Annotated in this window: 14 protein-coding genes; 4 read left to right on the top strand and 10 right to left on the bottom strand. The window is 61.4% G+C overall.

Features of this window, described 5'->3' with window-relative positions:
• Nucleotide 1: 1 nt before the first annotated feature.
• The gene (locus J7347_RS04500; protein ID WP_209160982.1) at nucleotides 2–736 is read left to right on the top strand and encodes an extensin family protein; all 735 of its coding nucleotides are present in this window, start codon (nucleotides 2–4) and stop codon (nucleotides 734–736) included.
• Here the strand turns inward: J7347_RS04500 and J7347_RS04495 are convergent.
• The 8 genes from J7347_RS04495 to J7347_RS04460 form a co-directional block, all read right to left on the bottom strand.
• Nucleotides 733–1,008 carry a hypothetical protein gene (locus J7347_RS04495; protein WP_209160981.1) on the bottom strand — a complete coding sequence of 92 codons (276 nt, stop codon included), beginning with the start codon at nucleotides 1,006–1,008 and terminating at the stop codon, nucleotides 733–735. The genes J7347_RS04500 and J7347_RS04495 overlap by 4 nt on opposite strands.
• A 70-nt stretch (nucleotides 1,009–1,078) precedes the next feature.
• Nucleotides 1,079–1,765: a phosphate regulon transcriptional regulator PhoB gene (gene phoB, locus J7347_RS04490; RefSeq protein WP_209160980.1), complete on the bottom strand. Its 687-nt coding sequence runs from the start codon at nucleotides 1,763–1,765 to the stop codon at nucleotides 1,079–1,081.
• Between the two features lie 67 nt (nucleotides 1,766–1,832).
• A complete protein-coding gene (phoU, locus tag J7347_RS04485; protein WP_067683406.1) occupies nucleotides 1,833–2,555 on the bottom strand; it encodes a phosphate signaling complex protein PhoU in 723 nt (240 codons plus the stop codon).
• Between the two features lie 10 nt (nucleotides 2,556–2,565).
• On the bottom strand, nucleotides 2,566–3,312 hold the full coding sequence (pstB, locus tag J7347_RS04480; RefSeq protein ID WP_067683447.1) for a phosphate ABC transporter ATP-binding protein PstB: 747 nt from the start codon (nucleotides 3,310–3,312) through the stop codon (nucleotides 2,566–2,568).
• 38 nt (nucleotides 3,313–3,350) lie between these two features.
• Nucleotides 3,351–4,637: a phosphate ABC transporter permease PstA gene (gene pstA / locus J7347_RS04475; protein WP_209160979.1), complete on the bottom strand. Its 1,287-nt coding sequence runs from the start codon at nucleotides 4,635–4,637 to the stop codon at nucleotides 3,351–3,353.
• Nucleotides 4,630–6,015 (bottom strand): phosphate ABC transporter permease subunit PstC, encoded by a 1,386-nt coding sequence (gene pstC, locus J7347_RS04470; RefSeq protein ID WP_209160978.1) that lies wholly within the window; start codon nucleotides 6,013–6,015, stop codon nucleotides 4,630–4,632. Before pstC ends, pstA begins: the two co-directional genes overlap by 8 nt.
• A gap of 42 nt (nucleotides 6,016–6,057) precedes the next feature.
• Nucleotides 6,058–7,104, bottom strand: a complete 1,047-nt coding sequence (locus J7347_RS04465; protein ID WP_067683411.1) for a substrate-binding domain-containing protein — start codon at nucleotides 7,102–7,104, stop codon at nucleotides 6,058–6,060.
• Nucleotides 7,105–7,223: 119 nt separating this feature from the next.
• Nucleotides 7,224–8,417, bottom strand: coding sequence for an ATP-binding protein (locus J7347_RS04460; protein WP_209160977.1), 1,194 nt, complete (start codon nucleotides 8,415–8,417; stop codon nucleotides 7,224–7,226).
• Nucleotides 8,418–8,558: 141 nt separating this feature from the next.
• Here J7347_RS04460 and J7347_RS04455 point away from each other — a divergent pair, with 141 nt between their 5' ends.
• On the top strand, nucleotides 8,559–9,839 hold the full coding sequence (locus tag J7347_RS04455) for an Nramp family divalent metal transporter (protein ID WP_209160976.1): 1,281 nt from the start codon (nucleotides 8,559–8,561) through the stop codon (nucleotides 9,837–9,839).
• A 520-nt stretch (nucleotides 9,840–10,359) separates the two neighbouring features.
• Nucleotides 10,360–11,088: a hypothetical protein gene (locus J7347_RS04450; protein WP_209160975.1), complete on the top strand. Its 729-nt coding sequence runs from the start codon at nucleotides 10,360–10,362 to the stop codon at nucleotides 11,086–11,088.
• Between the two features lie 411 nt (nucleotides 11,089–11,499).
• Here the strand turns inward: J7347_RS04450 and J7347_RS04445 are convergent, their stop codons facing one another.
• Nucleotides 11,500–11,943 (bottom strand): hypothetical protein, encoded by a 444-nt coding sequence (locus J7347_RS04445; protein ID WP_209160974.1) that lies wholly within the window; start codon nucleotides 11,941–11,943, stop codon nucleotides 11,500–11,502.
• Between the two features lie 899 nt (nucleotides 11,944–12,842).
• Here J7347_RS04445 and J7347_RS04440 point away from each other — a divergent pair.
• Nucleotides 12,843–13,586 carry a Crp/Fnr family transcriptional regulator gene (locus J7347_RS04440; protein ID WP_209160973.1) on the top strand — a complete coding sequence of 248 codons (744 nt, stop codon included), beginning with the start codon at nucleotides 12,843–12,845 and terminating at the stop codon, nucleotides 13,584–13,586.
• Here J7347_RS04440 and J7347_RS04435 read toward each other — a convergent pair.
• Nucleotides 13,523–14,602 carry a glycosyltransferase family 4 protein gene (locus tag J7347_RS04435; RefSeq protein WP_209160972.1) on the bottom strand — a complete coding sequence of 360 codons (1,080 nt, stop codon included), beginning with the start codon at nucleotides 14,600–14,602 and terminating at the stop codon, nucleotides 13,523–13,525. The two genes, J7347_RS04440 and J7347_RS04435, sit on opposite strands and share 64 nt — an antisense overlap.
• Nucleotides 14,603–14,608: the final 6 nt, after the last annotated feature.

Raw genomic sequence — 14,608 nt, 5'->3', positions numbered from 1 at the left:
GATGGCGGGAAAAAGCACATCCATCTCCACCAGGATCGGCCGTTTCGCCGGCGATCGCCGCGTGATCGGCCTGCTGCTGGTGCTGGCCGCGCTGATCGGCGGGCGAGCCTGGCTGGCGGAGCATCCAGAGCACGATCCGTGGGCGCCCCTCGATCTGCGCGATCCGCCGGGCTGGGCGACGATGACGAAACTGCAGGCCCTGCGCGACGATGTGCCCGCCTGCCGCGCAGTGCTGGAGCGGTCGGACGTGGCGTTCACCGCGCTCGATGCGCAGGGGGAGGGCGATTGCGCGCGGCCCGATCGGACCCGGCTCGACGCCTATCCACTCTCGCCCGCTAGTCCGCCTACGACGTGCCCGGTGGGGATCGCGCTGGAGATCTGGCGCACCGACACCCTGGAGCCTGCCGCCAGAGACATCTTCGGTAGCGATTTGCAAAGAATAGAGCATCTTGGTGCCTATTCCTGCCGACGCCTCTATGGCCGAGACAGCGGCGCGTGGAGCGAGCATGCGACCGGAAACGCGATCGACATCGCCGCTTTCGTGCTGGAAGACGGCACACGGATCAGCCTGCTCGGCGATTGGGAGGGCGAGAACGACAAGGCGCGTTTTCTGCGCCGCGCGCGGGACGGGGCCTGCGAAGCCTTTGCAACAACCTTGAGCCCGGATTACAACGCGGCCCACGCCAATCACTTCCATCTCGACATGAGCCCGCGCTGGTCGGGCGTCTGCCGCTAGCTTTCGTTGCGCAGTTTTTCGTACGCCAGGCGGGCGGCGCGCGCTTCGGCGCACATGTCTCCGCTATCGGCGCAAAGCAGCTCGAGCAATTCGACATTGCGCTTCTGTTCGCCCAGATAATAGGGGTCAGAACGTAGGCTCGCCGAGTAGACTTCTCGCCTGTCGCTTTCAGGAATCGGAGCAGTTGATGCGGGCGCCGTATCGCCACCATCGCCCAGCGAGGTGATTGCCATACCCGCGCCGAATGCCGCGACGAGTGCGAACAAGGTCACGATAGAGCGGACAGACAGGAACCTGCGCATGACGACAGCCTAGCGCCGTTCGCCGAAACGCAAAAGCGCGTCACCCTTCCAGCGAATAGCCGGCCGAGCGCACGGTGCGGATCGGGTCTTTCGTCCCCGGCATTTCGATCGCCTTGCGCAGACGGCGGATGTGGACGTCGACGGTGCGCAGTTCGATATCGCTGCCCGTGCCCCAGACGCCGTCGAGCAGCTGGCTGCGACTGAACACGCGGCCAGGGCTTTCCATGAAGAATTTGAGCAGGCGATATTCGGTGGGCCCGAGCTTGAGTACCTCGCCCCGGCGCACGATCTTGTGCGCGACGGGATCGAGCACGATGTCGCCCACCTCGATCGTTTCGCCTGCCAGAGCCGGGCGGATACGGCGCATGACCGCGCCGACACGCGCCAGCAATTCGCGCGGACTGAACGGCTTGGTCAGGTAATCGTCCGCCCCGGTGTCGAGCCCGCGAATGCGATCGTCCTCCGCCTCGCGCGCGGTCAACATGATGATGGGGACGTGCGCGGTCGATTTGTCGCGGCGCAGGCGGCGACAGACTTCGATGCCGCTGGTGCCTTCGATCATCCAGTCGAGAATGACGAGATCCGGCGTGTCCTCCGCGGCGAGGATCAGCGCCTCGTCCCCATCGGCAGTGGCGCGGACCGAATATCCTTCATTGCTGAAACGATATTCGAGCAGTTCCAGCAGCGCCGGATCGTCTTCGACAAGCAGCAGTTTCGCTTTGTTCACGTCGCCTGACCGTCCCGTAGTTTGTGCGTTCGTCATTCTGATATGACGCCCACACTACAGGAATGTGTCAACGATCTCCGCCATCCGCATTTTCAGCACTGCGATTGTCTTCGTCCTGGCTGTCGTCGTCGTGATAGTAGAATCCGGTGGCGGCGAAGTGGACCATTTCCGCGACATTGGTCGCATGATCGCCGATCCGTTCGAGATTACGCGCCACGAACAGCAATTGGGCGGCGTTGCTGATCGTCGCCGGATTTTCGACCATGTGGCTGACCAGATTGCGGAAAATCGAATTGTAGAAGGCGTCGACCTTGGCGTCGGTCTCGATGACCTCCTTGGCCAGCTCCGCATCGCGCGCCGCATAGGCGGTCAGAACGTCATGGACCATTTCGGCGGCGACTTCGGCCATGGCGGGGAGCAGCGTCAGCGGTTCGAACTTCTTGCGATTCTCCGCCTCGATTTCGCGGCTCGCCTTGGCGATGTTCTTGGAATAATCGCCGATCCGCTCGACCACGCCCGCGATCTTGAGCGCGGCGATGACTTCGCGCAGATCGTCCGCCATCGGCGCGCGCAGCGCGATCACGCGGATCGCCAGCTTGTCGATCTCGCTTTCGAGCGCGTCGATGCGCTTGTCGCCCTTGATGACCTGCTTGGCGAGCGTGTCGTCGCCCTTGACCAAGGCTTCGAGCGAGCGCTGGATGGCGACTTCGGCGAGCCCGCCCATTTCGGCGATCAGGCCGCGCAGGCGGGTGATGTCCTCGTCGAAGGCCTTTACAGTGTGTTCCTGCATAAATTCGTCCTCAGCCGTAACGGCCGGTTATGTAATCCTGGGTCCGCTGTTCGAGCGGATTGGTGAATATGTCAGAAGTACGACCATACTCCACCATCTTTCCCAAGTGGAAGAAGGCGGTGCGCTGGCTGACGCGGGCGGCCTGCTGCATGGAGTGCGTGACGATGACGATCGCGTAGCGTCCCGAAAGGTCGGCGATCAGCTCTTCGATCTTGGCGGTCGCGATCGGGTCGAGCGCGGAACACGGCTCGTCCATCAGGATCACTTCGGGATCGACTGCGATGGCGCGCGCGATGCACAGGCGCTGCTGCTGGCCACCCGAAAGCGCGGTGCCGCTGTCGGTCAGGCGATCCTTCACCTCTTCCCACAGGCCGGCGCGGCGAAGCGATTTTTCGACGATGGCGTCGAGCTCGTCCTTGCCCTCGGCAAAGCCGTGGATCTTGGGACCGTAGGCGATGTTTTCGTAGATCGATTTCGGGAAGGGATTGGGCTTCTGGAACACCATCCCGACCCGTGCGCGCAATTGCACGACGTCGAGCTTGGGATTGTAGATGTTCTCGCCGTCCAGCGTGATGTCGCCCTCCACGCGCGCAGCGGGGATGGTGTCGTTCATACGGTTCAGGCAGCGCAGGAAGGTCGATTTGCCGCAGCCCGAAGGGCCGATGAAGGCCGTGACGTATTTCTGCGGAATATCGATCGAAACCGAATCGATCGCCTGTTTCGAGCCGTAGAACACGTTCACGTCATGCGCGCGCATCTTGGCTTCGGTGGCTTCCAGATTATCGTGAACTACAGTCACCAGCGTTTCTCGAATTTGTTGCGCAGATAGATGGCAAGGCCGTTCATCACGAGGAGGAACAACAAAAGGACGATGATCGCCGCGCTGGTCCGTTCCACGAAACCGCGATCGATCTCGTCCGACCACAGGAAGATCTGGACCGGCAGGACGGTGGCGGGCGATGTCAGCCCGTCGGGCGGCGTGGCGACGAAGGCCCGCATGCCGATCATCAGCAGCGGCGCGGTTTCGCCCAGCGCGCGGGCCATGCCGATGATGGTTCCGGTGAGGATGCCGGGAAGGGCGAGCGGGAGGACGTGGTGGAACACGACCTGGACGGGCGAGGCGCCGACCGCTAGTGCCCCGTCGCGGATCGAGGGCGGGACCGATTTGATGGCATTGCGCCCGGCGATCACGATCACCGGCATGGTCATCAGCGCCAGCGTCATGCCGCCGATCAGAGGCGCGGAGCGCAAATTCGGGAAGATCCACAGGAACACGGCAAGGCCGAGCAGGCCGAAGATGATCGAGGGCACGGCGGCGAGATTGTTGATCGAGACTTCGATCACGTCGGTCCAGCGGTTCTTGGGCGCGTATTCTTCGAGATAGAGCGCTGCGAGAACCCCGATCGGGAAGGCCAGGATCAAAGTCACCGCCATGGTCAGCAGCGAGCCCTTGAGCGCGCCCCAGATACCGACTTCCTGCGGATTGGTCGCGTCGGAGCGGCTGAAGAAACCGGCGTCGAAATTCTTTTCCAGCAGGCCGCGTTCGGAAAGCGAGCGTGCCAGGGCCTGCATTTCGGGCGATCCTTCGCCTTCGTAACCGGCGGAAAGGTCCGGGCTGGCGGCGAGATCGAAAGTCGTGGTGGTCCGCAGGATCGAAGGATCGGCCTGGATCGCTTCGGCCACGTCGCGCCATGCGAAAGTGCCGATTTGGGCCGCGCCCTGATCGCCCAAGGTCTCGGCGGCGAAATACTGGACGGTTGCGGGCAGCCCTTGCGCCTCCAGAGTGCGCAGGCCCTCGTTTCCTGCCAGCGTGGTCGCATCGCCGCTGATCCCGGCTTCGGTGAAGTCGATCGTGACCGGCATTTCGACGCGCTGGAAGCCGCCGATACCGTTGATGGTCATGGTCGCCAGAAGGAAGATCAGCACGACGACGGAGAAGACGATCGCCGACAGGCCCAGCAGCTTGAAACGCTGTTCGGCGGCATACCGCTTCTTCAGCCGCGCTTCGAACGCGGACGTGCGGGTCGGCGCGCGGAGCGGGGCGTCGTCTGCGGTCGTGGTGGTGCTCACGGGATCACTCATACGCTTCGCGGAACCGCTTGACGACGCGCAGGGCGATGAAGTTGAGCCCCAGCGTCACGAGGAAGAGAACGAAACCGAGCGCAAAGGCGCTCAAGGTCGCGGGATGGTCGAAACTGCCTTCGCCGGTCAGCATGGCGACGATCTGGACCGTCACCGTGGTCATGGAATCGAGCGGATTGGCACTGAGATTGGCGGCAGTGGAAGCGGCCATGACGACGATCATCGTCTCGCCGATCGCGCGGCTCACCGCCAGCATCACGCCTGCGACGATGCCGGGCAGGGCGGCGGGGATCATCACCTTGCGGATCGTTTCGCTGCTGGTGGCGCCCATTGCGAGGCTGCCGTCGCGCATGGCGCCTGGAACGGCGGCGATGCTGTCATCCGCCATCGACGAAACGAAGGGGATGATCATCACGCCCATCACGAGGCCCGCCGCCAGCGCGCTTTCGCTCGACGCATTGCTGACGCCCAGCGACACCGCGATGTCGCGGATGCCCGGCGCGATGGTGAGCGCGGCGAAATAACCGTAGACCACGGTGGGCACCCCGGCGAGAATTTCGAGCGCGGGTTTCACCCAGGCACGTACGCGCGGATCGGCGTATTGGGTGAGGTAGATCGCGCTCATCAGCCCCAGGGGGATGGCCACGATCATGGCGATGATCGCGCCGATGAAGATCGTGCCCCAGAACAGCGGGATCGCGCCGTAGCGGTCCCCTTGCGGGTTCAGGGGATTGCTCATCGGATCGGGATTCCACTGCGTCCCGAACAGGAAATCGATCGGCGAGACCATGCCGAAGAAACGGACGGTCTCGAATACCAGGCTGGCGACGATGCCGATCGTGGTCAGGATCGCGACCAGCGACGCGAGCAGCAGGATGGTCATGACCATCTTTTCCACCCGCGTGCGGGCAGTAAAGTCGGGTCTCAGCCGCAGGAACGACCAGGCTCCGCCAAGGAACGCGATCACCAGCGTCGCGGCAAGGCCGATCCAGCTATAGAAATTCAGCGCGCTGCGGAACGGCTCGACGAGGTCGGCGGCCGCCGGATTGAACACGGCAGGCGAATTGCCGAGCGCGACGTTGCGGGCTTCGGCGAGCATGGTCTGGCGTTGCAGGCCGAAGGTAGGCAGGTCTGCCGCCGCCGGGCTGGCCAGCACCGATTGCAAAACCAGATTGGGCGACAGAATTGACCAGACCAGCGCGAACAGAACCGCCGGAATGACGATCCAGAGCGCCACGTACCAGCCGTGATAGCTGGGCAGCGCAGCCAGCCTGACGCCGGGCTGCGCACGCTTGAAGGTCCAAGCACGCGCCCGTGCCGCCAGCCAACCGGCCAGCCCCAAAGCCAGGGCAAGGAGAAGCAGGATGGAAGGAGACACGAGCGCGGGTTTCTGATCTTTCGAGGAAGGTTCGCCGAGGACTTACTGGAAGTCTGCGGCGGTCAGGGTCGGGAATTGCGTCAGCGCCTGCGTGTTGCGCGCCATCACGTCATCCGGCGAAGCGACCAGCCCGATATCGGCAAGCGGTCCGCCACGCGACCACATTTTGCCCCATTCGGCCAGATAGGCGCGCAGGCCCGGAATGGCATCGAGATGGGCGTTCTTGACATAGACATAGAGCGGACGGGCACCGGGATAGGCGAAGCTGGAGATGTTTTCGTAGGTCGGTTCGACCCCGTTCATCGACAGGCCCTGCACCTTGTCGGCGTTTTCTTCCAGATAGCTGTAGCCGAAAACGCCCACGGCGCGCGGATTGTTCTCGATCTTCTGGACGATCAGATTGTCCTGCTCGCCCTGATCGACATAGGCGCCGTCGGAACGCACTTCGGTGCAGATGCGCGCATGCTGGTCCTCGTCGCTGTCCTTGAGCGCTTCCATTTCCGGATTGGTGTCACAGCCGACTTCGAGCACTAGCTCGGCCAGCGCGTCGCGCGTACCCGAGGTGGATGGCGGACCGTAGACCAGGATCGGCTCGTTCGGGAGCGAGGGATCGACGTCGGACCAGGTGCGATTGGTCTGCTCTTCGCCATAGGGGTTCGCGGCGAGCGCTTCGTACACGATCTTGGGCGTCAGGTTCATCGTGATCCCGCCCTGAGCCGAAGCGAAGGCGATCCCATCCAGGCCGACCTGCAATTCGGTGATCTCGGTCACGCCGTTCTGCTGGCAGGTCTCGAACTCGCTCGCTTTCATGCGGCGCGAAGCGTTGGCCATGTCCGGCTTGTCCGCGCCGACGCCGCTGCAGAACAGCTGGATGCCGCCGCCGCTGCCGGTCGCCTCGATGATGGGCGAGGGGTATTCTGGGTTGGAACGCACGAAGCTTTCCGAAACCAGCTTGGCGAAGGGGAAGACGGTGGACGAACCGACCGCACGGATCGATTCGCGCGATCCGCCGCCCCCTGCGGCATCACCGCAGGCGGAAAGGGCGAGAACGGAAAGGGCGGCAAACGCCAGGCGGCTGCTCTTGATCATGATTCGAGTTCCTTCAGGGAGTATCGTGCCGGTCCAAGAGCGAAATTGTGTTACAGGATTGCGACAACCGCGTGACTTCATCGGAGCCCTGACCGAGCAAGCCTTTGATACCGCGTGGCTCACGCTTCATCTTCGGCTTCGTTTTCGATCGGCAGCAGCACCGCAACCCGTGTCCCTTCGCCCAGAGTGCTCTCTATGTCGAGCCTTCCGCGATGGCGTTCCACGATATGTTTGACGATCGCCAGCCCCAGGCCGGTCCCTCCCGAAGCGCGGCTGCGGCCCGGATCGGTGCGATAGAACCGGCGCGTGAGATGCGGGATGTGTTCCGGTGCAATGCCTTCCCCCTGATCGGCAACGGTCAGGCGCACGCGTTTGGAACCCTGCGGCTGCAGATGGATCGAAACCGGTGTATCCTCGCCACCGTATTTCAGCGCATTATCGACGAGGTTTCGCACCAATTGTTCTAGCTGCTGGACATCGCCGCAAACAGTGAAATCCGTTTCTGTCTCTATGGCCAGTCGCGCCGTTCGTTCAGGTCCGGCTGCATCCAGTGCCGCACGCCGCACCAGAGCGGTGAAGTCGATAGGGTCGGAAGGGAGATCGTCCTTTTCCGCCTCGATACGCGATAAGGACATCAGGTCGCTGACCAGATCCTGCAGCCGCCGTCCCTCGCGCTCGATCGTGCCGAGGAAGCGTTTCGCCATCGCGGGATCGAGATCGTCGGCATCGTCCTGCAAGGTTTCGACATAGCCGAGGATCGAGGCCAGCGGCGTGCGCAATTCGTGGCTGGCATTGGCGACGAAATCGGTGTGCGCGCGCGCCGTATCGGCCTCGGCAGTGCGGTTGACGAATTCGATGACCGCCATCCCGCCTTCGAGCGTCTTGCGATTGATCCGCCAGATATCCTGCCGCCGCGCGAGCCCACGGATGACGGCGAAACCGTCCGTATCGCGATCGATCAGGGAGATCGCTTCGGGCTGGCGCAGGGCCATCCGCACATCCTGTTCGATAATGTGCGGGCCGAGCAGTTTGCGCGCGGCGCGGTTCGCCACGGCGACGCGGTTGCGCCGGGTCACGATGATCGGCGAATCGGAAAATTCGAACAATTCCCCCATCCGTTCGGCGGACATCGCCTCCTGCTCCACACCGGCGCTGGGCGGCGGGGCGGGGGAGCCGACCATCCACAGCGTGCCCATCCACAGGAGAGTGACGGCGAAAGCGAGCGCGACGCCGGCTCCGCTTACGATCATGACGATACCCGCTGCCAAAGCGAGGCCGGCTGCGGGCCAGGGGAAGCTGCTGCGATCGCCCATACACGCGGGCCTCTAGCGAGCCGGTGCCCGCCTGACCAGCCTCGCCATGACAGCCCGGATGGAAGCAGGCTGCCGACGATGCATTGTCCCCTGGCGCTGGCTTGCGCTATCGGACGGGTCAGGCCGTTCGGGGGATGATAAATGAAAGATGGCGATCTAACCGATCCGCCGCCCGAGCGGGCGAGGATGTGGCGCCATATCGGCCCCGGCATCGTGGTGGCCGCAACCGGTGTGGGCGCGGGCGATCTGGTCGCGACGCTGATTGCGGGATCCCGCTTCGGCTATGCGCTGCTGTGGGCGGCGATCCTCGGCTGCGTGGTCAAGATCGCTTTGTCGGAAGGCGCGGCGCGCTTCCACCTCGCCACCGGGTCCACCATTCTCGCAGGCTGGCGATCGCTGGGTCGGTGGACGGCGTGGTATTTCGGGATCTACGTCATCATCTGGGGCTTCATCTACGGAGCGACGGCGATGAGCGCGACGGCCCTGCCGCTTGCCGCGCTCTTTCCCGCCATACCCTTGCGCGCGTGGGCGATCGCAGCAGGGCTGTTCGGCTTCATCTTCGTGTTCTTCAATCGGTACGAGACCTTCGAGATCGTGATGAAGTGGCTGGTCGGCTTCATGTTCGTCATCATGGTCGGGCTGGCGATCCTGGTCGCACCGAACCTTGGCGATATGGCCGCGGGCCTGACATTCGATCTGCCCGAAGGCTCGCTCTTCTATACGCTCGGCCTGATCGGCGGAGTCGGTGGCACGATCACCACGGCGGCCTATGGGTATTGGACGCAGGCCAAGGGCTGGCGCGGCCTTCCATGGGTGCCGATGATGCGGACCGATAACGCGCTCGCCTATATCGTCACCGGCCTGTTCGTCGTGGCCATGCTGATCGTGGGCGCGGAATTGCTGTATTCCGCCGGAATAGCGCTGGAAGACAGCGATCGCGGCCTGCTCGGCTTGTCCGAGGTGCTGTCAGAGCGGTTCGGCACGATCGTGGCGGTCCTGTTCCTGCTCGGTTTCGCGGCCACATCGCTGTCCTCGCTATTGGGCGTGTGGCAGGGGATGAGCCTGTTTTTCTCCGACTGGTGGTATCAGCTCAAATGCGCCGCTGCGAGCGATGAGGGCGGCAGCGATGAAGGAGGCCGCGAAGGCAGCGGGGCTTACCGCTTCTATCTCGCCTGGCTGACCTTCCCGCCCATGCTGCTGCTGTTCGCCGACCGCCCGTTTCTGCTGGTGATCGTCTACGGTGCGTTCGGCGCGCTGTTCATGCCGTTTCTGGCCATCACGCTCCTGATCCTCAACAATTCGGATCGCGTCCCCGCCGCGGCGCGCAATGGCTGGCTGGCGAATGCCACGCTGGCGGCTTCGGCGCTCCTGTTCCTGGTGCTCGCGATCCAGCAGGTTGCGAACCTTGTGTGGCGGGTGTGAGGATTTGGGAGTGGGTGGTGACCCCTACGGGAAGGGTCGCTTAAGAGAGCGAACTTGAAAAATCAATGGCTTACAAGACAAAAAAGGCGACTGCCAATCGTCTTTTGTAGCACCTTGTAGCACCATCACCGGCGCCTTTTATCGTGGCTTTTTCTCGCATGCAACGCCTGTGATCGACCGCTGAAAGAAGGCTGTGGCAATGCCAAGGCCCGGCTTCCCTCATCCCACCGACCAATTGCTACGCGATCGTCTGAAGTTGTCTTCTCAAAGCGCTCTGAGCGCGAAAAGCGGAAATCCGCTGACCCCCCGATGTGGACATCATAAGCGGCTCGATGAATTGCCCCGTCACGTGGGTTGGCTTAGGTTCTTGCAGTGGACGCCAACTCTAAGAGAAAACTCTTTCTTCCAGACTTTAGTGGGATTATCCGATAGGCTTTGTGAGGGCCCATGGGTCCTTCGCAGCTGGAAAAGGGCCTGAATGTCAGCAATTCGGAAATTTCCACCAAGGCGATCGGCAGTTTTGACGATTGCCGCTCTGATGATATCGGCCTGTGCCTACGGGCCGGTCGTGGTTGATGATTACGCCGACGCATCAAACTATCGGGAACTCATCGCGCAAGCAGAAAGCGATCAAAAGCTACAGAACGCGATTGATAAGAACGTTTTGCGCGTCGCTCGATCCGATGGACCGGTCCAGAATTGGAGTTCTGGCGGCGACGATATTGACTCACTGATCGCCGCAAGTCCCGGGGGGAAACAGAACACCGTTCTAGTCGCCCTGCGAGGGAATGAATTGTGGGTTTCGTCCTATCGTGGATTCGGCGATGAATTTGGGTCCGACTTTACCGAATATCCCGTTTTCGGTCCAAGCGCCGGGTTCGATCAGCCTCAGAACAACCGATTGTTCAACCTTTCGCAAGTGGGCGAAGGTGTTTGGTTGGAAACAATTAGAATCGAACGAAAAATTGGCCACGCTAAATGCAGCAATTCTGGTTCTGAGGCAGCGCGACTTTTTTCAAATCGCCCATTTGAGTCGTTGAGTAGATTAGAAAAAAGCACCCTTGTGGCTTATGTAGCTGGCGCTAAGAGGAAAGATATCGAAGTCTGCGCGATCTATACCGCAAGGGATGGCAATCTACTCGATGGTCGCTTCTTTCTTCCGAACGGGCAATCGCTGCCAGTCTTCAACCGTGAAGTTCCGCAATACAAACTCCGGCCTCGTTCCGAGATCGTCGCCAAATTACGCTAAGCCTTCGAAATTCAAGCAACTGAATGTTTGGAAGCACTTTATATGTGGTTCCTGCGAAAACGGACTTGGCACAAAATTGAAAGCTTCCCTTGAATATGGAAATTGGTTCCGCGCGGATCTGCTTCGGATTTCTCACCCTGCCTTAGAAAACCGGAATCATCGACTTCCGCAGGCTCAGCGATAGCGGCTTTCCAATCTCCGCAGTCCAACTGGCTTTCCAGATCTGTAAAGAACCGGCCAGGACTGTGGCTTCGATATCGAAGGTATCGCCGACCTGTATGGGCTCGGCAGAGCAAATCCTCGAACGGCCATCTAAGGGCTCACAGCACTTACGCCCACTGGTAATCCGCACCGCGGATAGACTGTGCAGGTTAAGCTTGGCGAGCTCAGCCACACCGTCGCACGGCTCGCCTAGTGTGCGGCAATTAGTGTGCGGCAATCGACCTGCTCGTCGTTGATCCGTCCCGCTTGGGCGCCGGCGATCATATCGGCCAAGGTGCGCAAGGCGTAGACCTGCAATTCTGCATATTGCCCGTCTTTGCGAACGAAACCGGTCGCGGCCACGCAGCCGGTGGAGCTACCAGGATTTGCCAGAGCGACTTTTTCACTACGAGCTGTCTTCGTTACGGGCAGGCGAACGTTGGGATCGGCGCGTTCGGCGTTGGGTTCTGCCGTTTCGTCATGCAAGACTACACGGTATTCGGATCGGACGCAGGTCTGTCCGTCGCCTGGTCGGATGCTGCCAGTGTAGATTGCATCGTAGGCCTGTCCGGGGAGGTGATGTTCGCGCCGCACGATGCCGCTCACGGCATCGCCGCGCATCTCGGAAGGCAAAAGTTGGTCGGCCAGCGCCATAGCATCGCCAGCACGCAGTTCCTTGAGCGAAGCGCTTCGCCCGTCTTCCGCTTGGGCAGGGGAGATTAGACCAAGGGCGAGTAAGAGACAGACGGTCATGCGCATCAGGTGAAAGTATCACGAAGCTCTACTAGCTCCAAATGCGGCTCGGTGACGGGTATTGGGCCGTTTGCTGACAGTCGCCTTTGGGCCGCAGATGACAGTCAGCCGACATTCCCCAGATGAAACTGATTTCCTCCTTTGCTACGATTTGACGGAATTCTCATACGCGGTCGCCCGTTGATCTTTCCCCAGAAAAATGGGTGGCGCTGGTTTCCTCTTTGCTGCTTTTTCAAGTGCAAATAGAATATCCTTCTTCGGCCAGACCACTTGTTAGCCATCCCATTCTCGCATCTTCCAAATCGGACCAATGCCCTCCTCGGATAGCCATAATTCAACAATCGCATCTCCGCCGACTAGCGCGAAACGACGATGGCCATATCGCCATATCCTAACCTCGTTCGGCGTCGTGATAGGTTCGGGGGGAAACGCCAATCGCTCTTTTGAACGCAGGGCTGAACGCTGCGTCGAATTGGTATCCCAGCAACAACGCGAAATGCGATATCGCATCAAGTCCGCATCGGTAGTGCTGCTCGGCCAAAAAGCACAAAGGGGGAAGGACACTCGCTATCCGCTGCACTTCCTTGGAAAAGCCGCAAACGTGAGAGCATTAACGCGTGATATTTAAACTGCGGCAGATCTTCACGAAGACGCCCGTGACGACGCAAGCGTCGGTAGTGGGAAAGATCGCCATGCGCTGGCCAAAGAAGCACGGGCTGAGGCTTGAACGCGCAATCGAGCTAAACTAGTTGAGCCGTCAAACACGTTCTGGGAAGTCTATCCTGCGCACCGAATTGTTCTTGAAAGGCCGCCTTCGGCACGAGCTTTCCGCGAAAGAGAAGACGTGGCTGGAAGACGCGGTCGACCGCACCCTTTGGCTCGAGCCGCGCCAGACCTTGGTCCGGCGGGGTGATCGAGTAGAGCATTCCTACTACATCATAGAAGGTGTGGTGCTGCGTAGCCTCGACGATCGAAATGGCGAGCGGCAATTGGTGGGGGTGAACATTCCGGGCGATTTCGTCGATCTGCACGGCTTCCCCATGAAGCGGCTCGATCACAGCACATCGGCGCTCGGGCGCGTCCACTTGGCGGAAGTGCCGCATTCAGCCATCGCCGACCTGGTTGATCGCTCCGTACATCTGGCGCGCGCGCTATGGTTTTCCACCCTGCTCGATGCGGCCATGCATCGCGAATGGATCTTTCGGCTGGGCAGGCTCAATGCGGAAGGGCGGATCGCCCACCTCATTTCGGAAATCATCGAACGGCACAAATTCGTCGGGCTGTATGATGGTCGAACCTTGCCCGTTTCCCTGCTCCAGCGCGATTATGCGGAGGCCTGCGGCATCACCTCGGTGCATGCCAATCGCAGTTTCCGCGTCCTGAAGGAACGCGGCGTTCTGGAATTGCGCGGTGAGGGCCGTATCGAAATTCTTGACGAAGCCGAATTGAAGCGGCTCGGCGAGTTCGAGGGGGATTACCTCTACGGCGAAGGCGCGCTGGCACTCGATTCCTTCGAGGACAGGGACGAACAGGCCTTGCGATAAATGGCCAGCGTTTGGCGCGACATCCGTTCGGCCGAGAAACGCCGTTCGAAATTACGGCGGATCGCAGTCCGGTCCAGCTTAAAAACCTCGTCCATCCTCTCGACTGCCTCGCCCATGCTGTCGACGATGATGCCGGTGATTCCGTCCTCGACGACTTCGGCCACGCTGCCACGTCGCCACGCGATCACCGGTGTGCCGCATGCCATCGCCTCGATCATGACGAGACCGAAGGGTTCGGGCCAGTCGATGGGGAAGACCAGTGCCGCCGCATTGCCCAGCAGGTCCTGTTTGCCCGTATCGTCGATGCTGCCGATAAACTTCACGCGCCCATCTAGGGCGGGCCGGACGATTGAGTCGAAATAACCGGGATTGCCCGGATCGATCGGCCCTGCGAGCTTGAGCATCCGCCCGGTAGCCCGCGCCAGCTCGATCGCCCTGTCGGGGCGTTTCTGATCGGTCATACGGCCGAGGAAGGCCAAGTATCCGCCGCCCCCTCGATCCGGGGAATACCGATCGGCAGGCATTCCATGATGCACCACCCCTGCAAGGTTTGCGGCCGGCACTGCCCCTGCCTGCGACTGCGAGATCGCGATGATCCGTTCCCGCAGGAAGGCCCGGAAATGCTCAGTATGATCCGCCTCGTCGGCGCGCCAGTGGATGGTGCGAAAAACCGGAATGCCGAGCGTTTTCGCGACACCACTTGCATGGGCCGAACCGTGCAGATGGATAACATCGTGTTCGCCGCCGAACGCCAGCAGATCGTGCAGCAATTGGGCTTCCAGAACCGCAGGCAGACCCGGTGGGGCATCACCAGCCTGTCGTTCATGCCAGGCGAGGGATCGGTAGTGCCCGATTTGCCTGACGTCAGGGAGCGTCGAGTCCGCCGGACCGAACAGAGTGACATCGTGCCCGTCCCTTGTCTGCGCCGTGGCGAGGTCCGCAATCACTCGCTCGGTCCCCCCGTAAGTGCTCGGCGGGACAGGGTGAATGACCGGCGCGACATGGGCTATACGCATGTGAGC

Origin of the sequence: Erythrobacter sp. A6_0 (genome assembly GCF_017744235.1) — a bacterium.
GTDB lineage: Bacteria > Pseudomonadota > Alphaproteobacteria > Sphingomonadales > Sphingomonadaceae > Qipengyuania.
The sequence above is the reverse complement of the archived record's forward strand: the minus strand, read 5'-3'. Positions and strand labels throughout refer to the sequence as shown.

Excerpts from the sequence above, each read along its gene's own strand:
- phoU (WP_067683406.1), bottom strand. The coding sequence starts at position 2,555 with ATGCAGGAACACACTGTAAAGGCCTTCGACGAGGACATCACCCGCCTG.
- J7347_RS04500 (WP_209160982.1), top strand. The coding sequence starts at position 2 with ATGGCGGGAAAAAGCACATCCATCTCCACCAGGATCGGCCGTTTCGCC.
- J7347_RS04455 (WP_209160976.1), top strand. The coding sequence starts at position 8,559 with ATGAAAGATGGCGATCTAACCGATCCGCCGCCCGAGCGGGCGAGGATG.
- J7347_RS04465 (WP_067683411.1), bottom strand. The coding sequence starts at position 7,104 with ATGATCAAGAGCAGCCGCCTGGCGTTTGCCGCCCTTTCCGTTCTCGCC.
- J7347_RS04460 (WP_209160977.1), bottom strand. The coding sequence starts at position 8,417 with ATGGGCGATCGCAGCAGCTTCCCCTGGCCCGCAGCCGGCCTCGCTTTG.
- pstB (WP_067683447.1), bottom strand. The coding sequence starts at position 3,312 with ATGCGCGCGCATGACGTGAACGTGTTCTACGGCTCGAAACAGGCGATC.
- pstA (WP_209160979.1), bottom strand. The coding sequence starts at position 4,637 with ATGAGTGATCCCGTGAGCACCACCACGACCGCAGACGACGCCCCGCTC.
- J7347_RS04445 (WP_209160974.1), bottom strand. The coding sequence starts at position 11,943 with ATGGCGCTGGCCGACCAACTTTTGCCTTCCGAGATGCGCGGCGATGCC.
- J7347_RS04435 (WP_209160972.1), bottom strand. The coding sequence starts at position 14,602 with ATGCGTATAGCCCATGTCGCGCCGGTCATTCACCCTGTCCCGCCGAGC.